Genomic DNA, 21,120 nt, shown 5'->3' with positions numbered 1-21,120 from the left:
GGCACTCCCTAGTAGGGCAACTCGTTCAGCAGCAGCCAGTACATGCCCAACTGGCCGACGGCCGTGACGAATTCGTTGAAATCAACCGGTTTGCGGACGTAACTGTTGGCACCGAGGTCATAGCCCCGGACCAGATCCTCCTCCTGCCGCGACGATGTCAGGATCACCACTGGCAGCGAGCGGGTTCGTTCGTTCTGCCGTATCTGGCGCAGCACCTCGAGGCCATCGATCTTCGGCAGCTTGAGGTCGAGCAGCACCACCGCCGGCAGCTCCAGGCCTTCCTTGTGGGCATAGGCGCCGCGGGCGAAGAGGTAATCAAGGGCCTCGGCGCCGTCCCGGGCGACCTCTATGCCGTTGCTGATGTTGCTCTTGCGGAAGGCCCTGAGCGCCAGGGCTTCGTCGTCCGGGTTGTCTTCTACCAGCAGTATCGGCTTGTTGGTCATGACGCGTCTCCGTCCGGCGTCGGTGCCGGCAGTCTGAAATAGAAGCGGGCACCCTGGTCTACTTCGGCCTCGGCCCAGACATCTCCGCCGTGGCGGCGGATGATGCGTTGCACCGTAGCGAGTCCGACGCCTGTGCCGGGGTAGTCGCGGGCGTCGTGCAGGCGCTGGAAGGCGCCGAACAGCCGGTCGGCATAGGCCATGTCGAAGCCGGCGCCGTTGTCCTCGATGCAGAACGCCTGCCCTTGTTCGCCGTCGCGCAGATAGAAGGCGATCCGTGCCCGTTCGCGCCGGGCGCTGTATTTCCAGGCATTGCCGAGCAGATTCTCCAGCGCCACCCGGATCAGCCTCGGATCGCCCCGGCAGAGCAGGCCATTCTCTATATCGACCGTCACATCGCGCTCGGGCTCCTGTTCGCTAAGCTGGGCCAGGATCTCCCGTGCCAGGAGGCTGAGGTCCAGCGGTTCGAGTGTCAGTTGCGCACGGCTGACGCGGGACAGGTTCAGCAGGTCGTCGATCAGCACCCCCATGCGCTGGGCAGCGGCGCGCACGCGGTTCAGATAATCCTGCCCGGTGGCGTCGAGGGAGTCCAGGCAGTCCTCGAGCAGCGCCTGGCTGAAGCCGTCGATCGAGCGCAACGGTGCCCGCAGGTCATGGGACACCGAGTAGCTGAAGGCCTCCAGTTCCTTGTTGGCGTTCTCCAGCTCGGCGGTGCGCAGCTGGACGCGCTGTTCGAGCTCGGCATTCAGGCGCCGGATCTCCTCGCTGGCCTGGCGGCGCTCGTGGATCTCCTCCCCGAGGCGGCGGTTGCTGGATTCGAGTTCCGCGGTGCGGCGGCCGATTTCGGCCAGCATGTCGTTGAAGGCCTGCACCAGATAACCGATCTCGTCGTCGCCGCCGGTATCGGCTCTCAGGCCATAGTCACGCTGCTCGACCACCCGTCGCGCCAGTTCGCTGACCCGCAGGACCGGCCGGGTGATGCGGCTTTGGATCCACAGCGAGATCAACATCGAGATCGCCAGAGCGAACAGGGCCACGCCGACGACGATGCCGACATCCCGTAGCAACCGCTCCCGGTAGGGGTAGTTTGCCAACAGGTAGATGAAGCCCAGCCGCTCGCCGTCGAACAGAATGGGGCGGGACAGCAGCAGCCGGTCACCGTCGATGCGATAGGCGGTGTCGTCGACCCGCGTCGGGAGCGGCAGGTCCGTGACGCCGCCGGCGCTGTAACGGGCGAAGGCCTTGCCATCGACACCATAAAGGGTGGCCGCCAGTATCTGCGGACGCAGCCGCAGCAGGCTCAGCTGGGCGGTCGCGGTGTCGGCGTCATCGAACTGCAGCGCCGCCACGCTGGCCTGGCCGAGCAGGTCGGCCTGGGTGCGAAGGTCCTGCAATGTACGTTGGCGAAAATCACTCAGGTCGTAGTAGATGATGACGGCGCCCGAAATCAACAGTGCCGTCACCGTGCTCAGCAGCACCCCGAGCGAAAGCTTGTGACGGATCGACCGCAGCCCGAAGGCCTGCCGTGACGACGGCGGGGCGGCGGAGGCTGGAAAGTCGGTGTGCCGTACGGCGTCCAGATGCCGGTTCATGGCTGTGCCCTCCGTACCTGTCGTGCCACCGACAACAGCTGCGAGCTGATACGCAGTGAATGCTCGCTGGCCACGGCCAGCGAGACATCGAAGCGTACCCGGTCGTTTTCGACGGCGAAGTTGATGGTTCCCCCGTGTCGAGCCCTGCCGGACTGTCGGTCACCAGCAGCACGGGCTGGTGCTGCAGGCGGCCCAGAATGGGCGGGCGGGCATTCAGCGTGCCGGCGTCGACGAATAGCAGATGGATGCCCGCCGGGTCGGCATCGGGATCGAGACGGTGCAGCTGCAACGGTCGCCGGCCGATACGCTGGCCCTGCGCCGCCCGCTCGAGTTCATCGGCGATGTTTTCGGCACCGACGATGCCGATCCGGATTGGACTGTCCAGGGCTTCGAAGGCCTGATCGGGCCATTCCACGTAGTGGCAGAACTTGTACAGAAAGGCCGCCTTGATTCGCGTTTCCGGTGCCGCCTCCTGCGCCGGTGCCGTGGCTGCACCCAGCAGGCCGGCACCCAGGCAGAGCAGGGCGAGCAGACTCGCAATCGGTCGCATCATCGGAACCTCAACAGGAGTTCCAGGTACAGGCTGCGCTCGACCTCGCTGCGTGACCCGGATTGGCCGAACTCGGGATGACGGTCATCGAGCAGGTTCCAGCCCGACAACGACAGTTCCAACTCGGGCCTCGGCTGCCAGCCGAGTCTGATATCGAGCGCCGTATAGGCCGGGACCTCCGGGTCGGGCAGCTTGCCGACATGGCGGATCGTCCAGTCGAACTCGTGTACCGGGCTCAGTGCATGCCGCGAGCGCAGCAGCCACTGGTGCGACGGGTCATTGCCCTGGGAGGTCTCGAGACTGCCGCGGTCGAGATCGAGCTCGTCGCGCCGCAGCAGGGCGCCGGCATTGAGTTGCCAGCCTTCGTTGACCTGGTAGTCGCCCCAGGCCTCGAGGCCGTAGATCTGTGCTTCGATTCCGTTGCCGAGTACGAAAGTGCCGTCACCGACCGGCTCGACCGCCCGCAGCTTGTCGTAATCCTGGTAGAAGGCGGTGATCGAGTAGTTGAAGCGTCCGCCGCGCGACCCCCGATAGCCGAGCTCGAGCGAGTCGGCCGTTTCGGACTCGAAATCCGGGCCGCCGTTGAAGGGCCCGCCCGCCGACGGCAGGAAGGGAACGAAAAAGTCACGGTCGAGGCGCGACGGCGTGCGCACCGAACGGGCCAGGGAGGCCCAGAGCAGGTCCCGGGGCGTCAGGTTCCAGCCCAGGCGCACATTGGGCATGAACTCGAAACCGGTGTAGCGGTTGTGCTCGAGGCGGGCGCCGAGCGTCAGGTGCAGGTTGGGGCGCAGGCGGATTTCGTCCTGAACGAAGGCGTTGCTCCAGTGCAGCCGTTCGTCGTCCGGCAGGAACTGCAGCAGCGCCGAGTTGCTGACCTCGTCCCAGGCATGACGATAGCCCAGCCCCCAGACAACCCGGTGACCGTCCCCGGCGTTCAGGTTGTGTTGCAGCTCGAGATCGACGATATCCAGCGTCTCGGCGAACAGACCGGGCAGTTCGCGCTCGGTTCTGTCGTAATAGGCCTGCAACTGCAGGCTGGAGCCGTCGTCGAGGTCGTGGCGCCAGCGGCTGAGCAGGTTGAGGCCGCGGATCTCGCCGCTATCGGCCGTTTCCCGGTTCAGCCGGCCCTCATAAAGATCACCTTGCAGCGTCAGTTCGCCGCTGTCGAGGCGAAAGCCCGCCTGCCCCTTGTGCCAGCCGTCACGGGCGCCGCTGCCGTTTTCCTGCTCCGACTGCGGGACCCGGAACCCCTGGCCATAGACCCGGAAATGGCTGTCGGCGCCAACCGGGCCGCCATGGCGCAGTGCCGCACCGCGCTCGAGGTTGCCTGCGCCGCCTCTCAGCAGCGTTCCCCGGGTCTCGCTGGCCGGACGGCTGATCACATTGATCACGCCGTTGACCGCGTTGCTGCCCCAGAGGGTGGCCCCGGGGCCGCTGATCACCTCGATGCGCTCGATATCCTCCAACATCAGGTCCTGGGCATCCCAGAATAGCCCGGAGTAGAGCGGGGTATAGGCGATGCGGCCGTCGATCAGCACCTGCAGCTTGTTCGCGGTGGTCGAATTGAAGCCGCGGGCGCTGATGGCGTAACTGTCGGCGCCGGTGCGGGCGACCAGCAGGTTCGGTGCCGGCGCAGGACCTCGGGCAGGCGGGTGGCACCGCTGCGCCTGATATCCTCGGCCGTGATCACGAACACCGACGCGGCGGCATCGGACAGCCGTTCGGGTGTCTTCGAAACCGAGCTGATGGTCAGGTTCGCCAGATCTTCGAGACTGAGTTCGATCAGCTCGTCGGGGGGAGCGCACTGGCCGGGAGAGGGGCAAGTGCAAGCCAGGACAGCCCGATATAAAGGCTGAACGGCAGCGAACGGTAGCGGGTCGGCAGCGCGCTGGCTGCCCGGCGCTTCCTTGACATCCTTGCCGGCATAGTCAGAGCGTCCAGTTATATATGCATACAGCATGCAGGATAGTCGCTATTCCGGGGTTAGGCCAATCCGAAATCCGGCGTTCCGGACGGGTATTACCCACTAAGACCCCGGGTTCGCCGCCGGTCCCTCGAAAACGTCGGTCCTGACCTAAAAAGTGGTTTTCTTTCAGTAAGTTGGGTTCTTCATCTGGAGGTACCACCAAAGTGGTATTCGCTCCCTGGCAGGCCGGAGGCCGGTCGGCGGGCGTTGATCTGAGTCAACTTTCGCAGGACCCGGCTGACCTAGAGTGGCCCCAATGCCGGCGGGAGAGGCAGCAATACCTCGCCTGCCGCCACCGGATTCAAAACCCCAAGATCGGAGCCAGACCCGTCGGGTCCAGGTTCCGTCCTGACCTGAAGGTTTCAGGAGAGAGAACCATGAGCCATCTGCTTGATCGATTGAGATTCCTGAAGAAGAAACAGGGCACCTTCGCCGGGGGCCACGGCGAGACCCGGAGCGAGAGCCGCGACTGGGAGGACGGTTACCGCCAGCGCTGGCAGCACGACAAGATCGTGCGCTCGACCCACGGCGTCAACTGTACCGGCTCCTGCAGCTGGAAGATCTACGTCAAGAACGGTCTGATCACCTGGGAGACCCAGCAGACCGACTATCCGCGCACCCGTCCGGATCTGCCGAATCACGAGCCCCGCGGCTGCCCCCGCGGCGCCAGCTACTCCTGGTATATCTACAGTGCCAACCGGCTGAAGTATCCGACCGTGCGCAAGCGCCTGCTCAAGCTCTGGCGTGAAGCCCGCACCAGTCTCGAGCCGGTCGAAGCCTGGGCGTCGATCGTCGAGAACAGCGACAAGGCCAGATCCTACAAGTCCGTCCGTGGTCAGGGCGGTTTCGTGCGTTCGAGCTGGGACGAGGTCAACGAGATCATCGCCGCGGCCAACACCTACACCATCAAGCAGTACGGCCCGGACCGCGTGGTCGGCTTCTCGCCGATCCCGGCGATGTCGATGGTCTCCTATGCCGCCGGCGCCCGCTATCTGTCGCTGATCGGCGGCGCCTGCCTGAGCTTCTACGACTGGTACTGCGACCTGCCGCCGGCCTCGCCGATGACCTGGGGCGAGCAGACCGACGTGCCGGAAGCGGCCGACTGGTACAACTCCAACTACATTATCGCCTGGGGCTCCAACGTCCCCCAGACCCGTACCCCCGATGCCCATTTCTTCACCGAGGTGCGCTACAAGGGCACCAAGACCGTCGCCGTGACCCCGGACTATTCCGAGGTCGCCAAGCTCTGCGATCTGTGGATGAACCCGAAGCAGGGCACCGACGCGGCGCTGGCAATGGCAATGGGCCACGTGGTGCTGAAAGAGTTCCACGTCGACAATCCGAGCGAGTACTTCACCGACTACTGCCGCCGTTACAGCGACATGCCGTTCCTGGTGCAGCTCGACAAGCGTGACGACGGCCAGTACGCCGCCGGCCGCTTCGTTCGTGCGTCCGACTTCGACGCCAACCTCGGCCAGGACAACAACCCGGACTGGAAAACCGTCGCCTTCGACGAGGCCTCCGGACGCTACGTCGTGCCGAACGGCTCGATCGGCTTCCGCTGGGGCGAGAAGGGCAAGTGGAACATCGAGGCGAAAGAGGGCGGCGAGGGCCAGGAAACGCAGCTCAAGCTCAGCCTGCTCGACGATCACGACGAGGTGGTATCGGTCGGCTTCCCCTATTTCGGCGGTGTCGAAAACGAGTACTTCCAGGACAACAAGATCGCCGACGTAGTGCACCACAACCTGCCGGCCAAGCGCATCAAGCTGGCCGACGGCAGCGAGAGCCTGGTGGTCACCGTCTACGACCTGATGCTGGCCAACTACGGCATCGACCGCGGTCTCGGCGGCGACTACGTGGCGAAGAGCTACGACGACAACGCGCCCTACACGCCCGCCTGGCAGGAGCGCATCACCGGTGTCGACCGCAAGATCGTCGAGCGCATCGCCCGTGAATTCGGCGACAACGCCAACAAGACCCGCGGTCGTTCGATGATCATCGTCGGTGCCGGTATGAACCACTGGTACCACATGGACATGAACTACCGCGGGCTGATCAACCTGCTGGTGCTGTGCGGCTGCATCGGTCAGAGCGGCGGCGGCTGGGCGCATTACGTCGGGCAGGAAAAACTGCGTCCCCAGTGCGGCTGGCTGCCGCTGGCGTTCGCCCTCGACTGGCAGCGTCCGCCGCGTCACATGAACGGCACCTCCTTCTTCTACAACCACTCCAGCCAGTGGCGCTACGAGAAGCTGGAGGCCCAGGAGATCCTCTCGCCGCTGGCCGACAAGTCCAAGTGGACCGGCAGCCTGATCGATTACAACGTCCGCGCCGAGCGTATGGGCTGGCTGCCGTCCTGTCCGCAGCTGGGCACCAACCCGCTGGAGCTGGTGCGCAAGGCCGAACAGGCCGGCCGCAACCCGGCCGAGTACACGGTCGAGCAGCTGAAGAACGGCACCCTGCGCTTCGCCGCCGAGGATCCGGACAACCCGCAGAACTTCCCGCGCAACATGTTCATCTGGCGCTCGAACCTGCTCGGTTCCTCCGGCAAGGGCCACGAGTACATGCTCAAGTACCTGCTGGGCACCAACCACAGCGTGCTGGGCGAGGACCTGGGCGCGACCGGCGGCAAGAAGCCGGAAGAGGTCGTCTGGCACGACCAGGCGCCGGAGGGCAAGGTCGACCTGCTGGTGACGCTGGACTTCCGCATGTCCACCACCTGCCTCTATTCCGATATCGTGCTGCCGACCGCGACCTGGTACGAGAAGGACGACCTCAACACCTCGGACATGCATCCGTTCATCCACCCGCTGTCCGCGGCCACGGATCCGGCCTGGGAAGCCCGTTCCGACTGGGACATCTACAAGGGCATCGCGAAGGCGTTCTCCGAGGTCTGCGTCGGTCACCTCGGCGTCGAGAAGGACCTGGTGACGCTGCCGCTGCAGCATGACACCCCGGCGGAGCTGGCGCAGCCGTTCGGCGTCCAGGACTGGAAGAAGGGCGAGTGCGAGCCGGTGCCGGGCAAGACCATGCCGAGCCTGAGCGTGGTCGAGCGCGACTACCCCAACACCTATGCCCGCTTCACCTCGGTCGGCCCGCTGCTGGAGTCGGTCGGCAACGGCGGCAAGGGCATCAGCTGGGATACCAAGGACGAGGTCGACCTGCTGAAGAAGCTCAACTGGACCCATGTCGACGAGGGTGAGAGCAAGGGCCGTGCCCGCATCGAGACCGCCATCGACGCCGCCGAGATGATCCTGGCGCTGGCGCCGGAGACCAACGGTCAGGTGGCGGTCAAGGCCTGGGAGGCACTGGGCGAGTTCACCGGTCTCGACCATACCCATCTGGCCGAACCGAAGGAGGAGGAGAAGATCCGTTTCCGCGACGTCCAGGCGCAGCCGCGCAAGATCATCTCGTCGCCGACCTGGTCGGGCCTCGAGGACGAGCACGTCTCCTACAATGCCGGCTACACCAACGTCCACGAGCTGATCCCCTGGCGCACCCTGACCGGACGTCAGCAGTTCTACCAGGATCACCAGTGGATGCGCGATCTGGGCGAGAGCCTGCTGGTCTATCGGCCGCCGATCAATACCAAGTCGGTGCACCCGATCATGAACAAGAAGTCCAACGGCAACCCGGAGATCGCGCTGAACTGGATCACGCCGCACCAGAAGTGGGGCATCCACTCCACCTACAGCGACAACCTGCTGATGCTGACCCTGTCCCGCGGCGGTCCGATCATCTGGATGTCGGAGGGCGACGCCGCCAAGGTCGGCATCGAGGACAACGACTGGGTCGAGATCTTCAACACCAACGGCACCATCGCGGCGCGTGCGGTGGTCTCGCAGCGCGTCAACGAGGGCATGACGATGATGTACCACGCCCAGGAGCGCATCGTGAACGTGCCGGGCGCCGAAACCTCGGGTACCCGCGGCGGTATCCACAACTCGGTGACCCGCGTCTGTCCGAAACCGACCCATATGATCGGCGGCTATGCACAGCAGTCCTACGGGTTCAACTACTACGGCACCGTCGGTTCGAACCGCGACGAGTTCGTGGTGGTGCGCAAGATGAAGAATATCGACTGGCTCGACGGTGAAGGCCACGACTATGTACAGGAGGCCGTGAAATGAAAATCCGTTCGCAAGTAGGCATGGTGCTGAACCTGGACAAGTGCATCGGCTGTCACACCTGCTCGGTCACCTGCAAGAACGTCTGGACCTCCCGCGAGGGGATGGAGTACGCCTGGTTCAACAACGTCGAGACCAAGCCCGGTATCGGCTACCCGAAGGAGTGGGAGAACCAGGACAAGTGGAAGGGCGGCTGGGTGCGCAAGGCCAACGGCGATATCGAGCCGCGCATCGGCAACAAGTGGCGGGTGCTGGCGAACATCTTCGCCAACCCCGACCTGCCGGAGATCGACGACTACTACGAGCCGTTCGACTTCGACTACCAGCACCTGCACAACGCCCCGGAGGGCAAGCACCAGCCGGTGGCCCGTCCGCGCTCGCTGATCACCGGCGACCGCATGAAGAAGATCGAGTGGGGCCCGAACTGGGAGGAGATCCTCGGCACCGAGTTCAAGAAGCGCTCGAAGGACAAGAACTTCGACAACGTCCAGAAGGAGATCTACGGCCAGTTCGAGAACACCTTCATGATGTACCTGCCGCGGCTGTGCGAGCACTGCCTGAACCCGGCCTGCGTCGCCAGCTGCCCGTCCGGCGCCATCTACAAGCGCGAGGAAGACGGCATCGTGCTGATCGACCAGGACAAGTGCCGCGGCTGGCGCATGTGCGTCTCCGGCTGTCCGTACAAGAAGATCTACTACAACTGGAAGACCGGCAAGTCCGAGAAGTGCATCTTCTGCTATCCGCGCATCGAGGCCGGCATGCCGACCGTCTGCTCCGAGACCTGCGTCGGCCGCATCCGCTACCTCGGCGTGATGCTCTATGACGCCGACCGCATCAAGGAAGTGGCGGCCAGCGGTTCCGAACAGGACCTGTACGAGAAGCAGCTGGAGATCTTCCTCGATCCGCACGACCCGGCGATCATCGCCCAGGCCCGTCGCGACGGCGTCGCCGACAGCGTCATCAAGGCTGCGCAGCAGTCGCCGGTGTACAAGCTGGCGATGGACTGGAAACTGGCGCTGCCGCTGCACCCGGAATATCGCACCCTGCCGATGGTCTGGTACGTGCCGCCGCTGAGCCCGATCCAGTCCGCCGCCGATGCCGGCCAGGTCGGCATGAACGGCGCCATTCCGGATGTCGACAGTCTGCGCATCCCGGTCAAGTACCTCGCCAACCTGCTGACCGCGGGCGACGAGAAGCCGGTGGTGCTGGCACTCAAGCGCCTGCTGGCGATGCGCGCCTACAAGCGCGACGAGCAGGTCGAAGGCAAGCGCAACCTCGAGGTGCTGGAGGACGTCGGCCTCTCCGAAGGCCAGGTGCAGGAGATGTACCGGTACCGGCGATCGCCAACTACGAGGACCGCTTCGTGATCCCGACCAGTCACCGCGAACTGGCGAAGGAGGCCTTCCCGGAACGCAACGGCTGCGGCTTCAGCTTCGGCAACGGCTGTGCCGGCGGCGAGAGCGAGTTCAACCTGTTCGGCGCCAAGAAGCAGAACGTCACCATGGTGCAGAAGATCAGCGGGGTCAAGCAGGTCGACCCGAAGGAGCTGGAAGATGCCTAAAACCCAACACGCCCTGGCACGAACTCAACACCTGCTCCCGGGAATGCTGGAGGTAAAAAATGCGTAGCCTCAAGGTTATTTCACTGCTGCTGGACTATCCGGGCGCTGAGCTGTTCGAGGCGCGGCGGGACCTGGTCGAGGAACTGCGGGCCGACAAGGCCCGGACGCCGATCAGCGCGAGGCGCTGATCGAATTCGCCGAGCAGCTCTGCACCCGCGACCTGATGGATGCCCAGGAGAACTACGTCGGCCTGTTCGATCGCGGCCGCTCGCTCTCGCTGCTGCTGTTCGAGCATGTCCACGGCGAGTCCCGCGACCGCGGCCAGGCAATGGTCGACCTGATGGCGGTGTACGAGAAAAACGGCTTCGTCCTCGACAGCCGCGAGCTGCCGGACTATCTGCCGCTGTTCCTCGAGTACCTGTCGAAACGGCCGCAGCAAGAGGCGGAGCAGTGGCTCGGCGAGGTCTGCCACATCCTGAGCCTGCTGGAGGTGCGCCTGAGCGAGCGCGGCAGCGACTATGCGGTGCTGTTCGAGACCCTGCTCGGTATCGCCGGTGTCAGTGTCGAGCGCGAGGCGCTGCGCGAGAAGGTCGCGGCCGAAGCGCGCGACGATACCCCGGAAGCGCTCGATCGGGTCTGGGAGGAGGAGATGGTGCGCTTTACCGAGGGCAGCGCCCAGGACTGCGGCGATAACGCTGTGCAGCAGCGTCGCGCCCAGATCGATCAGGTGCGTCCGCTGCATATCCAGCCGATGTCACAGAGTCCGGCAGCCTCGGGCGCCAACTGAGTCGGGAGAGGAAAAATGTCTTATATCAACGATCTGCTGTTCGGGGTCTACCCCTATATCGCCGGCGCGACCTTCCTGATCGCCAGCTGGATCCGCTATGACCGGGAACAGTTCACCTGGCGCGCCAGTTCCAGCCAGATGCTGAGCTCGAAGGGCTTTCGCCGCGCCAGCGTGCTGTTCCACGTCGGGGTGCTGTTCATCTTCTTCGGCCACCTGGTCGGGCTGCTGACCCCCATGCGCTCTACGAGCCCTTCATCTCCAGCGGCAACAAGCAGCTGCTGGCGATAGTGAGCGGCGGCGCCGCCGGTATCGCCTGCTGGGCCGGCGCCTTCCTGCTGCTCAAGCGCCGTCTCGGCGAGCCGCGGGTGCGGGCGACCAGCACCAGGGCCGATATCTTCATCCTGGCGCTGCTGTTCGTCCAGGTGACCCTGGGCCTGCTGACCATCCCGTTCTCCCTCGGCCACCTCGACGGCAGCGTGATGCTCAAGCTCGCCGCCTGGGCCCAGAGCCTGGTGACCCTGCAAAGCGGTGCGGCGGCCCATATCGCCGATGTCAGCCTGATCTACAAGCTGCACATCCTGGTCGGCCTGACGATGTTCATCGTCTTCCCGTTCACCCGGATGGTGCATATCTGGAGCGTGCCGGTGAAATACTTCAACCGCAGCTACCAGGTGGTCCGCACCCGTTAACGATGGGTGTTGGGTTTCGTCCCTTCGGAACTTCACCCAACCTACAACCGCTCATGTAGGTTGGGTGGAGCGAAGCGACCGCCACGGATGGCGGGAAGGCCGGCATTGCAGGAGCACAAATGCCAGCGCAACCCAACACAACGCGTAACGCGTCACCCAAGGAGAACATCATGCAACTGATCGATACCCGCAGCCTGCCGACCGAACCGCCGGCGTTTGCCGAGGTTCGCGTCAACGGCGTGCGGATCAGCGAAGAGAGCATCGCCCACGAGATGCAGTATCACCCGGCCGACGGCGTCGACGAGGCGCGCGTACAGGCGGTGCAGGCACTGGTGGTGCGCCAGTTGCTGCTCGACCGTGCCCGCGAACTCGGCATCGAGGCGCTGCCGCAGGACGGGGAGTCCGACGAGGAGGCGTGCATCCGCCAACTGCTGGCCGACGAGGTCGAGTTGCCGCAGGCACACGAGGCCGACTGCCGGCGCTACTTCGAGGCCAACCCGCAGAAATTCCGTACCCCGGACTATGTCGCCGCCAGCCATATCCTGCTCGGCGCCGATCCCAATGACCCCGAGGAGCGGGCGCAGCGCAAGGCGGAAGCCGAGGCGTTGATCGCGCAGCTGCAGCAGGCGCCGGAGCGCTTCGCCGCGTTGGCCCAGGCCCATTCCGACTGCCCGTCCAGGAGCTCGGCGGCCAGCTCGGCCAGCTCGACAAGGGCCAGACGGTGCCGGAGTTCGAGCGCCAGGTACTGAGCCTTGACGAAGGTCTTTGCGCCAGTCCGGTCGAAAGTCGCTATGGTTATCATGTGGTGCGCATCGACAAGCGGGTGCCGGGGCAGCCTCTGGACTACGCAATGGTCGAGGACCGGATTCGCGCCTATCTGCGCGAACAGGTCTACCGTCGCGGCATCAACCAGTACATCGCGCTGCTGGCCGGCCAGGCCGAGATCCAGGGCCACGAGATGCAGGCGGCCGATTCGCTGCTGCTGCAATAAGGAAAGCGCCCCGCAGGAACAGAAGATGCCTCGAAACTTTGCAGAACTCATAGACGGCTTCGGCCGGCGCATCGATTATGTACGGCTGTCGGTCACCGACCGCTGCGATTTCCGCTGTGTCTACTGCATGGCCGAGGAGATGCAGTTCCTGCCGCGGGCCCGGGTGCTGACGCTGGAGGAGATGGCGCTGGTGGGCCGCGCGTTCAGCGAGCTGGGCGTCAGGCGTATCCGCCTGACCGGCGGCGAGCCCTGGTACGGCGCGATATCCTCGAACTGGTGCAGAACCTCGGCCGCCTCGAGGGCCTCGACGAGCTGACCATGACCACCAACGGCTCGCAGCTGAGTAAATATGCCCGCCCATTGCGCGAAGCGGGCCTGAAGCGTCTCAATATCAGCCTCGACTCCTGGATCCGGTGCGTTTCGCCAGCCTGACCCGTCGCGACCGCCTGGGCCAGGTGCTCGACGGCATCGATGCGGCGATCGGCGCCGGCTTCGAGCGGATCAAGCTCAATGCCGTGATCCTCAACGGGCGCAACGACGACGAGATCCTGCCGCTGGTCGACTATGCCCGCGACCGCGGTGTCGATATCAGCTTTATCGAGGAGATGCCGCTGGGCGCCATCTCCGAGCACGACCGCGATGCGACCTTCTGCTCCAGCGACGAGGTGCTCTCGCGCATCGGCGAGCGTTACCCACTGCTGCCAAGCACCGAAACCACCGGCGGACCCTCGCGCTATTACCGCATGGCCGACAGCCGGGTACGTATCGGCCTGATCTCGCCCCACAGCCACAATTTCTGCGCCAGCTGCAACCGCGTCCGGGTTACCGCCGAGGGGCGGCTGCTGCTGTGCCTGGGCAATGAACATTCGGTCGACCTGCGCGGCCTGCTGCGCCGCTATCCCGGCGATCTCGAACGGCTCAAGGCGGCTATAGTGGAAGCGGTACGGCGCAAGCCGAAGCAGCACTGGTTCGACGACCCCGACCAGCCGCAGGTACTGCGTTTTATGAACATGACAGGCGGGTGAGAAGCGGTGCGGTTCGCGTTGCTCACCAGCACCCTACACAGTCGGACAGGACGTAGGGTGCCGGTAAGCGAAGCGCACCGCACCGCACCGGAACGCGAACGGCACCGCATCACCGCCAATTGGCACCGAACACAATATTGAATAAAACGCCCAGGAGTTCCCATGAAAAGAGGCGATATCAACACTGCACTGCAACAGGCCCGACATCATATGCTGTTCGATGCCCTCGATGACGAGGAGTTCGAACAGGCCACGGCCCGAGCCCGGCTGCTCGATCTCGATGGCGGCGAGCGGCTCTTCACCCAGGGCGACAAGGCCGAACGCTTCTTCCTGGTGCTGTCCGGCAGCATCAAGTTGTTTCGCATCGCCTTCGACGGTCAGGAAAAGGTGGTACACCTGATGCGTGAAGGCGACAGCCTGGCCGAGGCGGTGATGTTCATGTCCCAGACCCAGTATCCGGTCAACGCCGAGGCGCTGGGCGCGACCCGGGTATTGTCGTTCAGCAACCTGGCCTACAAGGGCTGCCTCGAAGCTTCGAGCCAGGCCTGTTTTCGGGTCATGGCCTCGATGGCGCGCCGGCTGCACCTGCGCCTCGACGAGATCGAAACCCTGACGCTGCAGAACGCCCGCCACCGTTTCGTGCGCTACCTGCTGCAGTTGCTGGTACCGGATGCAACGGGCAATACCGGCCACATCGAGCTGCCGGTGGCCAAGCGCCTGATCGCGTCGCGTCTGGCGATGCAGCCCGAGACCTTGTCGCGCATCATGCACGACCTCAAGGAGGAGGGCATCGTCGAGGGCACGACCCGTCAGTTGCAGGTCCTCGACGTGTCGGCACTGCAGGAGATGATCTAGGCCAGGGATGGCGGAAGGCCGCCCGCGGAGCGCCGCCCCGCCATGTGGGCAGCGGTCCGGCGCTCCGGAAATGCAGGAGCAATTTTCTGCCTGGGAGGTTTTGAAGTGGTAAACCGCCGTAATCTGCCTTTGCTGTATTCATGCTCGGGTTGTTCCGGATGTAATGACCGCAGCTGGCCATTTGGGCCAGAGGGGGATTGAAATGACGCGCCGCCGCGACCTGCCTTTACTGTATTCCTGCTCGGGTTGTTCGAATGTGGCCCAGCTGGCCAACGACGTCGCCGTCCATCTCGACCACCAGGGTGTGGTCGAGATGTCCTGCATCGCCGGCGTCGGCGGCGGGGTTCCGGCGCTGGTGAAGACCGCCCGCTCCGGGCGGCCGGTCATCGGCATCGACGGCTGTCCGCTGCATTGCGTCGCGCAATGCCTGGCCCGCGAAGGCGTCGAGGCGGACCGCCATCTGAAACTGTACGAATTCGGTTATCGCAAACGCAACGGCTGCAAGGCCGATGCACAACAGTTCAACGAGGTCGCCGCCGAAGTCATCCGGCTGGTCGGCGAACTGGCTGCTTCCTGAGGAACAACCTATGGGACATGTTCACGACAAGGTACCTTTCCGTCCGCTCAATATCGCCGTGCTGACGGTCTCCGACACCCGCACGCTGGAAACCGACACCTCCGGCGATACCCTGCAGCTGCGGTTGCAGGAAGCCGGACATCGGCTCGCCGACCGGGCGCTGGTGCCGGACGATATCTATCAGTTGCGCGCCCAGGCGTCGATCTGGATCGCCGACCCCGAGGTGCAGGCCATACTGGTGACCGGCGGCACCGGTTTCACCGCCCGCGACAACACACCCGAGGCGCTGGAGCCGCTGTTCGACAAGGCGATCGAGGGCTATGGCGAGCTGTTTCGCGCCATCTCCTACGAGGAGATCGGCACCTCGACAATGCAATCGCGGGCCGTGGCCGGCGTCGCCAACCGTACCGTCATCTTCTGCATGCCCGGCTCGCCCCGGGCCTGCGCCACCGCCTGGGACCGCTGCATCGTCGAGCAGCTCGATGCCCGCCACCGGCCCTGCAACTTCGTCGAGATGGTGGTGCCGAAGGCCGAGACCGCCTGCGGGAGCCGGTCATGAGCGGTTGCGGCTGCGATTCCGTCAAGGACGTGCTGATGCCGTTCGCCCAGGCGCTGGCCGCGCTGCTCGAGGCGGCGCGGCCGGTGGCCGAAACCGAATGGCTGGCGCTGGATCATGCAACCGGGCGGGTGCTTGCCCAGGATGTCGTCTCGCCGATCGCGGTGCCGCCGGTCGACAACAGCGCCATGGACGGCTATGCGCTGTCGCTGGCGGATTTGGGTGATGACCTCCGGCTGCCGGTGGAGCAGCGCATCGCCGCCGGCCAGCCACCGCAGACTCTGGTGCCGGGCACCGCGGCACGGATCTTCACCGGCGCGCCGATTCCGCCCGGCGCCGACTGCGTGGTGATGCAGGAGCAGGTGGTGCGCGATGGCGATCTTATAAGGCTGCGCCAGCGTCCGGGCCCCGGCGACCATATCCGCAGGGCCGCCCAGGATATCGCGCCGGGACAGTCTCTGCTGGCGGCCGGCACCCGTCTCGGTGCGGCACAGCTCGGAGTACTGGCATCGGTCGGGGTGGACGGTGTCGAGGTCTATCGCCGGCTGCGCGTCGCGGTGATCAACACCGGCGATGAACTGGTGATGCCGGGGCAGCCCTGCGCGCCCGGACAGATCTACAACTCCAACTATTTCACGCTGCTGGGACTCCTGAAAGGACTCGATACCGAGGTCTGGAGTCCGGGGATCGTCGCCGACACCCCGGAGGCGACCCGCGCCGCGCTGCAGGACGCCGCCGGCTGGGGGATCTGGTGCTGAGCAGTGGCGGCGTCTCGGTCGGTGACGAGGACCACGTCAAGGGCGCGATCGAGGCACTGGGCGAACTCAGTCTCTGGCGCATCGCCATCAAGCCGGGCAAGCCGCTGGCGTTCGGTCGCATCGGCGAGACGCCCTTCATCGGTCTGCCGGGCAATCCCGGGGCCGTGCTGGTGACCTTCCTGATGCTGGCGAGGCCCTACCTGCTGCGCATGCAGGGGCAGGCGACAGGCCTGTTGCCACGCCGCTACCCGGTGCTGGCAGGCTTCAGCCGCGACAAGCGCATCGCCCGCGAGGAGTACCTGAGGGTGGCCTTGAGCGAGAAGGAGGGCACCCTGCTGGCCGCGCCGGCCCATAACCAGAGTTCCGGCGTACTGAGCTCGGCGCTGCTGGCGGAGGGCCTGCTGGTGGTGCCGCCGCAGACCGCCGTCGAGCGCGGCATGAAACTCGAATTCATCCCGTTCTCGGAACTGGGGATGTAGGAGGGGCGAAATGGCGCCTGTGGGAGCCCACTCTGTGGGCGAATAAATTCGGTGCCAATTCCTGTTCGCCCGGAGACCGGGCTCCTACAGACGCGCTTATCGGTGCGGTGCACTTCGCTTACCAGCACCCTACGACAGGTGCGTTGTTACCGTAGGTTGGCCTGAGGGCGCAGCCCGAAGCCCAACAATGCCGTTCGATGCGCTTCGCTGTGCTCTGCAGCACCCTACATGATCGGAAGCCGCGTAGGGTGCCGGTGAGCCTGCGAACCGCACCGTCCATCAGGTTTTTCCCACTCGCTCCAATGCCTCGGCCAGGGTCGGGGCGAACGCGAGGCGGCCCTCGACGGGTTGGATGCCGGCGCGGGCCAGGGCCTTGAGGGGCTGAAACTGCAGGTCGGCGATCAGCAGCTTAACGTTGCGTTCGCGGCAACTGGCGATGAACTTCTCCAGCGCCGAGAGCCCGCCGGCATCGAGCATCGGCACGCCGTCAAGATAGAGCAGCACGCCGTCGTTGTAGCGGCAGAGCAGCTCGAGCTCCGAGAACACCCGGTCGGCGGCGGCGAAGAACAGCGGGCCGTTGATCTTGTACAGCGACCAGCCCTGCGGCAGCGGCTCGGGCACCAGGCGGCGGTTGCCGCCGATCTCGCTGACCTTCGTCATCGCCGCCAGGTCGCGCACGAACAGCAGCGAGGCCAGCACGATGCCGGTGGCGATCGCGATCACCATGTCGAACAGCACCGTCAGCGACAGGCAGACGACCAGCACCAGGATGTCGCCGGCCGGCGCCCGGCGCACCAGTGCCACCACCTTGTGGGCCTCGCTCATGTTCCAGGCCACCATCAGCAGCATCGCCGCCATCGACGCCATTGGCAGGTAGGACAGCAGCGGCGCGATCGCCAGCAGCGCGGCCATCACCACCAGCGCATGGATCATTGCTGAAACCGGGCTCTCGGCGCCGGCACGGTAGTTGGCCGCCGAGCGGGCGATCGCGGCCGTGGCGGTGATACCGCCGAAGAAGGGGGCGACCAGGTTGCCGAGCCCCTGTCCCAGCAGTTCGGTATTGGCGTTGTGGCGCTTGCCGGTCATGCCATCGAGCACCACGGCGCAGAGCAGCGACTCGATGGCGCCGAGCATGGCGATGGTGAAGGCCGCCGGCAGCAGGGCGCGCAGGGTCTCGAACGACAGCGCCAGCGGCTCGCCACCGGGGCCTGACTGCAACCAGGGCCATTCGAAGGACGGCAGCACCGGCGGGATGCCCTGGCCCGAGGTGCCGTCCGGCAGCAGATAGCTGAAGCGCGAGCCGATGGTATCGACTTCCTGGCCGAAGGCGCCGAGCAGCAGCGACAGGCCCACGCCGATCAGCAGCGCCGGCAGGTGGCCCGGGACCGGCGTCTTCAGTTTCGGCCAGAGGATCATCAGACCGAGGGTGATGGCGGCAACCGCCAGGCTCGCGGGGTCCAGCTCCGGCAGCGCCAGCAGCAGGGTTTCAACCTTGCCGAGCCAGGACTCCGGCAACTCCTCGATATCCAGACCGAAGAAGTCCCGGACCTGCAGTGTCGCGATGACGATGGCGATACCAGAGGTGAAGCCCAGGGTCACGGGTTCCGGTATATACTCGATCAACCGGCCCAGACGGGCCAGTGCCAGCGCCACCAGGATCAGGCCGGACATCAGCGTCGCCAGCAAAAGGCCGGCGAGCCCGAACTGCTGGGCCACGGGAAAGAGGATCACGACGAAGGCGGCGGTCGGCCCGGAGATGCTGTAGCGCGAGCCGCCGGTCAGGGCGATGACGAAACCGGCGATCATCGCCGAATAGAGGCCATACTGCGGCGGTACGCCGCTGGCGATCGCCAGCGCCATCGCCAGCGGGATTGCAATGATGCCGACGGTGATGCCGGCCATCAGATCCCTGGCGAAACGCCGGCCGGTATAGGGCTCGGCGAGACAGCTTTCGCGCAGGGCATTGGCGATACGCAGCGAAAAGAGATGGGCGCGGTGGGGCATGGCGGGCGCATCCTTATGATCGGAAGCTAAAGGCTTATACTCTATATGGAATAAGCCTTCGGTTTCAATTAGCCAAAAGCTCTAAGGAATGACCATGTCCGAACCGATACCCAATCCGGTGCGCTACGATTCCCGGCACGACGATTTCGGCTGCGAGCAGAAGCGCTTCGGCCTCCGTTATCGCCGGCGCTTCGCCAGCGCTGAGGATGCGTTGCTCTGGGTGCGCGAGAATAGCGACCGGATCCCGGCCCTCGAACCCCATCTCGAGCGGCTGAACGACTACCATTACGGTCGCTGGGCGCGTCAGCTCGAGTCCGTCGAGCGGCACAAGCGCGAGGTGCGGCCGAGCCGGGCGGTCTGGCTGCTGCACCTGCTGGCGATGCTGCTCTGCGTACCGCTGGCGCTGGTCTATGCCGGCAGCGGCAGCTGGCGCATTCCGCCGCTATTGCTGGCGCCGCTCGCCTATTTTCCGGAGCCGTTCGACGGCCGCTGGCTGGCCGGGCTCGAATTTCCGCTGTTCTGGTCGGTGCTGATTCCGGCGATGCTGCTGGCGCTCTGGCTGTCGCGCGCCCTGGTGGGCCGAATCCGCGAGGCCGACCTGCGAAGGGGCGTGCGCATCGGGCTGCTCTGGTCGCTGGTCGTTGTTTATCCGCTGCTGTATCTCGGGTTCTATATCCTGCTGGGTTTCCTCATGTCCCCGTAGGCGCTGCGCACCCGAAGGGCACCTTCTTACGGCGAATCGGTCAGGCACGGCAGTTATTTGCTGCTTGTGGGGCAAACAACTACAGACCGATCCGCATCCCGTCCGTCGCAATTGTAACGTCTTCGGGCAACTCGCCCGGATGCTCCATCAGCCAGGTATCGAGCCTTTGGCCGACATGGGTCAGCAGGGTCCTTTTCGGCGCCAGAATGTTATGAATCGTCAGCGCCTGGTTGAGGTCGTTGTGGTTGCGCGGCGGTATTTCCTGCGGCGGCACGGAGCAGTCCAGCACCAGCCAGTGCAGGGGTGGCTGGCCGAGCAGGAAGTCCCGGGTTTCGTCGGGCAGGCCGACGGTGTCGGTGAGCCAGGCCAGGCGCGTATGGGCCGTTTCGATCAGCAGCCCCTGGGTCGGGCGCGAATGGTTCAGCGGCAGTGGGGTCACGCTGATCGCGCCAAAGCGTCGGGACTCGAAGGGCCGGCAGGGCGGCTGGAAACTCAATACCCCCGGGTGCTTGTAGAGGTCGTCGGCGCCTTTGTCGTCTTCCGGCCGGTAGACGGGGATCCTTTCGATGCGCTCGCTCCAGCGCAGATGAAAGAGCCCCTGCACATGGTCCATATGGAAATGGGTCAGCCAGATCCGCCTGATCTCGTCGAAGGTGAAACGCTCGGCCAGATCCGTGCTGCCGGCATCGATCAGCGTGATGCCGTCCCTTGCGTGCAGCGCCGCACTGCAGGGGCGGCGGCGGTAGCGCTCGTCGAGGCGGGCACGATCGCAGGCCGGGCATTCGCAGCCCCAGAGCGGCACCCGGCCGGCATCGCCGGTACCGAGCAGTTCGAGTTCAACCATCGAGGCTCAGCTCCGGCGCTTCGAGCAGGCGCTCGAGCACCTCGACGGCCTGCTCGACGGGGCCGTTGTTGTCGATGACGACCGCCTTGTCGCTTATACCGTTACCGTATTCCCGGGCCCGCGCCAGGCGCTCCTCGATCTCGGCGGGCGACTCGCGGCCGCGGGTTTCGAGGCGCGCCCGCAGCACCGCTTCGTCAACCCGCAGCAGCACCGGCAACAGTGTCGGTCCGAAACGCAGCTGGGCCTCCTCCAGATGACCGCGTGAACCGTTGACCAGTACCGGATGGCCGGCCGCGAGCCAGGCCTCGACCTCGCAGCCGATGCCGTAGTCGCGACCATGAGCCTCCCAGCTCATCAGGAACAGACCCAGGGTCTGGCGCTGGGCGAACTCCTGCGGGCTCAGCTCGACATGGTTCTCGTTGCCCGCGCGCCAGGGGCGGGTGATATAGCGGTGCGCAACCAGCACCTCGTGGTGACGGGCCTTGAGCGCCTGGATCAGCGTATCCTTGCCACTGCCGGACGGGCCCATCAGGTAGATCAGGCGGGCGCCACGGCTGGGTTCGGAAAACAGGGCGGCTATGCTTCCAGACATGTTCAAAGTCGACCTCCCGGCATGCTG

The 21,120-nt window shown here is 65.2% G+C and carries 17 protein-coding genes and 4 pseudogenes; 14 read left to right on the top strand and 7 right to left on the bottom strand.

Annotated elements, in window-relative coordinates; genetic code table 11:
• Positions 1 to 8 precede the first annotated feature (8 nt).
• From ACFQDL_RS03425 to ACFQDL_RS03410, 4 genes are read right to left on the bottom strand one after another with little or no spacing between them, the layout of a single operon-like run.
• Positions 9 to 443 carry a response regulator gene (locus ACFQDL_RS03425; protein ID WP_379907825.1) on the bottom strand — a complete coding sequence of 145 codons (435 nt, stop codon included), beginning with the start codon at positions 441 to 443 and terminating at the stop codon, positions 9 to 11.
• Complete coding sequence (locus ACFQDL_RS03420) at positions 440 to 1,918, bottom strand: sensor histidine kinase, YfiR-like protein-associated (RefSeq protein ID WP_379912839.1); 1,479 nt, start codon at positions 1,916 to 1,918, stop codon at positions 440 to 442. Before ACFQDL_RS03420 ends, ACFQDL_RS03425 begins: the two co-directional genes overlap by 4 nt.
• On the bottom strand, positions 1,851 to 2,585 hold the full coding sequence (locus ACFQDL_RS03415; protein WP_465263943.1) for a YfiR family protein: 735 nt from the start codon (positions 2,583 to 2,585) through the stop codon (positions 1,851 to 1,853). The genes ACFQDL_RS03420 and ACFQDL_RS03415 overlap by 68 nt, the downstream gene beginning before the upstream one ends.
• Positions 2,582 to 4,387: a TOL_0244 family TonB-dependent receptor gene (locus ACFQDL_RS03410; protein ID WP_379907824.1), complete on the bottom strand. Its 1,806-nt coding sequence runs from the start codon at positions 4,385 to 4,387 to the stop codon at positions 2,582 to 2,584. The genes ACFQDL_RS03415 and ACFQDL_RS03410 overlap by 4 nt, the downstream gene beginning before the upstream one ends.
• Positions 4,388 to 4,925: 538 nt before the next feature.
• On the opposite strand from ACFQDL_RS03410, the gene ACFQDL_RS03405 reads away from it, so the two are divergent.
• The 13 genes and pseudogenes from ACFQDL_RS03405 (at position 4,926) to ACFQDL_RS03350 (ending at position 16,950) form a co-directional block, all read left to right on the top strand.
• Positions 4,926 to 8,675 carry a nitrate reductase subunit alpha gene (locus tag ACFQDL_RS03405; RefSeq protein ID WP_379907823.1) on the top strand — a complete coding sequence of 1,250 codons (3,750 nt, stop codon included), beginning with the start codon at positions 4,926 to 4,928 and terminating at the stop codon, positions 8,673 to 8,675.
• Positions 8,672 to 10,233 (top strand): annotated as a pseudogene (gene narH / locus ACFQDL_RS03400) (nitrate reductase subunit beta). Before ACFQDL_RS03405 ends, narH begins: the two are co-directional and overlap by 4 nt.
• Before the next feature lie 59 nt (positions 10,234 to 10,292).
• On the top strand, positions 10,293 to 10,421 hold the full coding sequence (locus tag ACFQDL_RS03395) for a hypothetical protein (protein WP_379907822.1): 129 nt from the start codon (positions 10,293 to 10,295) through the stop codon (positions 10,419 to 10,421).
• Between the two features lie 35 nt (positions 10,422 to 10,456).
• Positions 10,457 to 11,020 carry a nitrate reductase molybdenum cofactor assembly chaperone gene (narJ, locus tag ACFQDL_RS03390; protein WP_379907821.1) on the top strand — a complete coding sequence of 188 codons (564 nt, stop codon included), beginning with the start codon at positions 10,457 to 10,459 and terminating at the stop codon, positions 11,018 to 11,020.
• A 15-nt stretch (positions 11,021 to 11,035) separates the two neighbouring features.
• Positions 11,036 to 11,709, top strand: a pseudogene (narI, locus tag ACFQDL_RS03385) (respiratory nitrate reductase subunit gamma).
• A 119-nt stretch (positions 11,710 to 11,828) separates the two neighbouring features.
• Positions 11,829 to 12,466, top strand: a pseudogene (locus ACFQDL_RS03380) (peptidylprolyl isomerase); the annotation flags it as partial.
• On the top strand, positions 12,455 to 12,700 hold the full coding sequence (locus ACFQDL_RS32905) for a peptidylprolyl isomerase (protein ID WP_465264011.1): 246 nt from the start codon (positions 12,455 to 12,457) through the stop codon (positions 12,698 to 12,700). The pseudogene ACFQDL_RS03380 and the gene ACFQDL_RS32905, both read left to right, overlap by 12 nt.
• A 25-nt stretch (positions 12,701 to 12,725) precedes the next feature.
• A pseudogene (moaA, locus tag ACFQDL_RS03375) lies at positions 12,726 to 13,725 on the top strand (GTP 3',8-cyclase MoaA).
• Positions 13,726 to 13,887: 162 nt separating this feature from the next.
• On the top strand, positions 13,888 to 14,580 hold the full coding sequence (locus ACFQDL_RS03370) for a Crp/Fnr family transcriptional regulator (protein ID WP_379907820.1): 693 nt from the start codon (positions 13,888 to 13,890) through the stop codon (positions 14,578 to 14,580).
• A gap of 163 nt (positions 14,581 to 14,743) precedes the next feature.
• Positions 14,744 to 15,157: a putative zinc-binding protein gene (locus ACFQDL_RS03365; RefSeq protein WP_379907819.1), complete on the top strand. Its 414-nt coding sequence runs from the start codon at positions 14,744 to 14,746 to the stop codon at positions 15,155 to 15,157.
• Between the two features lie 10 nt (positions 15,158 to 15,167).
• Positions 15,168 to 15,716 (top strand): molybdenum cofactor biosynthesis protein B, encoded by a 549-nt coding sequence (moaB, locus tag ACFQDL_RS03360; RefSeq protein WP_379907818.1) that lies wholly within the window; start codon positions 15,168 to 15,170, stop codon positions 15,714 to 15,716.
• On the top strand, positions 15,713 to 16,471 hold the full coding sequence (locus tag ACFQDL_RS03355) for a molybdopterin molybdotransferase MoeA (RefSeq protein WP_379907817.1): 759 nt from the start codon (positions 15,713 to 15,715) through the stop codon (positions 16,469 to 16,471). Before moaB ends, ACFQDL_RS03355 begins: the two co-directional genes overlap by 4 nt.
• Positions 16,465 to 16,950, top strand: coding sequence for a molybdopterin-binding protein (locus ACFQDL_RS03350; RefSeq protein ID WP_379907816.1), 486 nt, complete (start codon positions 16,465 to 16,467; stop codon positions 16,948 to 16,950). Before ACFQDL_RS03355 ends, ACFQDL_RS03350 begins: the two co-directional genes overlap by 7 nt.
• 279 nt (positions 16,951 to 17,229) lie before the next feature.
• On the opposite strand, the gene dauA is transcribed toward ACFQDL_RS03350, so the two are convergent.
• The gene (gene dauA / locus ACFQDL_RS03345) at positions 17,230 to 18,954 is read right to left on the bottom strand and encodes a C4-dicarboxylic acid transporter DauA (RefSeq protein ID WP_379907815.1); all 1,725 of its coding nucleotides are present in this window, start codon (positions 18,952 to 18,954) and stop codon (positions 17,230 to 17,232) included.
• A gap of 94 nt (positions 18,955 to 19,048) precedes the next feature.
• Between dauA and ACFQDL_RS03340 the strand changes: the two genes are divergently transcribed.
• A complete protein-coding gene (locus ACFQDL_RS03340; RefSeq protein ID WP_379907814.1) occupies positions 19,049 to 19,657 on the top strand; it encodes a hypothetical protein in 609 nt (202 codons plus the stop codon).
• A 79-nt stretch (positions 19,658 to 19,736) separates the two neighbouring features.
• On the opposite strand, the gene phnP is transcribed toward ACFQDL_RS03340, so the two are convergent.
• Together phnP and phnN are read right to left on the bottom strand one after the other, a co-directional pair.
• On the bottom strand, positions 19,737 to 20,501 hold the full coding sequence (phnP, locus tag ACFQDL_RS03335) for a phosphonate metabolism protein PhnP (RefSeq protein WP_379907813.1): 765 nt from the start codon (positions 20,499 to 20,501) through the stop codon (positions 19,737 to 19,739).
• Positions 20,494 to 21,093 (bottom strand): ribose 1,5-bisphosphokinase, encoded by a 600-nt coding sequence (gene phnN / locus ACFQDL_RS03330; protein ID WP_379907812.1) that lies wholly within the window; start codon positions 21,091 to 21,093, stop codon positions 20,494 to 20,496. The genes phnP and phnN overlap by 8 nt, the downstream gene beginning before the upstream one ends.
• Positions 21,094 to 21,120 lie beyond the last annotated feature (27 nt).

The organism is Marinobacterium aestuariivivens, assembly GCF_042661465.1.
Taxonomy (GTDB): Bacteria; Pseudomonadota; Gammaproteobacteria; order Pseudomonadales; family Balneatricaceae; genus Marinobacterium_A; species Marinobacterium_A aestuariivivens.
Note: the sequence above shows the minus strand (reverse complement) of the source record. Positions and strands in the feature narration are given on the sequence as shown.

What these genes read in the sequence shown, in the direction of transcription:
- ACFQDL_RS03405 (WP_379907823.1), top strand. Translation starts at nt 4,926, where the DNA reads ATGAGCCATCTGCTTGATCGATTGAGATTCCTGAAGAAGAAACAGGGC.
- ACFQDL_RS03415 (WP_465263943.1), bottom strand. Translation starts at nt 2,585, where the DNA reads ATGATGCGACCGATTGCGAGTCTGCTCGCCCTGCTCTGCCTGGGTGCC.
- phnN (WP_379907812.1), bottom strand. Translation starts at nt 21,093, where the DNA reads ATGTCTGGAAGCATAGCCGCCCTGTTTTCCGAACCCAGCCGTGGCGCC.
- narJ (WP_379907821.1), top strand. Translation starts at nt 10,457, where the DNA reads ATGGATGCCCAGGAGAACTACGTCGGCCTGTTCGATCGCGGCCGCTCG.
- ACFQDL_RS03365 (WP_379907819.1), top strand. Translation starts at nt 14,744, where the DNA reads ATGACCGCAGCTGGCCATTTGGGCCAGAGGGGGATTGAAATGACGCGC.
- ACFQDL_RS03355 (WP_379907817.1), top strand. Translation starts at nt 15,713, where the DNA reads ATGAGCGGTTGCGGCTGCGATTCCGTCAAGGACGTGCTGATGCCGTTC.
- moaB (WP_379907818.1), top strand. Translation starts at nt 15,168, where the DNA reads ATGGGACATGTTCACGACAAGGTACCTTTCCGTCCGCTCAATATCGCC.
- ACFQDL_RS03395 (WP_379907822.1), top strand. Translation starts at nt 10,293, where the DNA reads ATGCGTAGCCTCAAGGTTATTTCACTGCTGCTGGACTATCCGGGCGCT.
- ACFQDL_RS03425 (WP_379907825.1), bottom strand. Translation starts at nt 443, where the DNA reads ATGACCAACAAGCCGATACTGCTGGTAGAAGACAACCCGGACGACGAA.
- ACFQDL_RS03340 (WP_379907814.1), top strand. Translation starts at nt 19,049, where the DNA reads ATGTCCGAACCGATACCCAATCCGGTGCGCTACGATTCCCGGCACGAC.
- phnP (WP_379907813.1), bottom strand. Translation starts at nt 20,501, where the DNA reads ATGGTTGAACTCGAACTGCTCGGTACCGGCGATGCCGGCCGGGTGCCG.
- dauA (WP_379907815.1), bottom strand. Translation starts at nt 18,954, where the DNA reads ATGCCCCACCGCGCCCATCTCTTTTCGCTGCGTATCGCCAATGCCCTG.
- ACFQDL_RS03370 (WP_379907820.1), top strand. Translation starts at nt 13,888, where the DNA reads ATGAAAAGAGGCGATATCAACACTGCACTGCAACAGGCCCGACATCAT.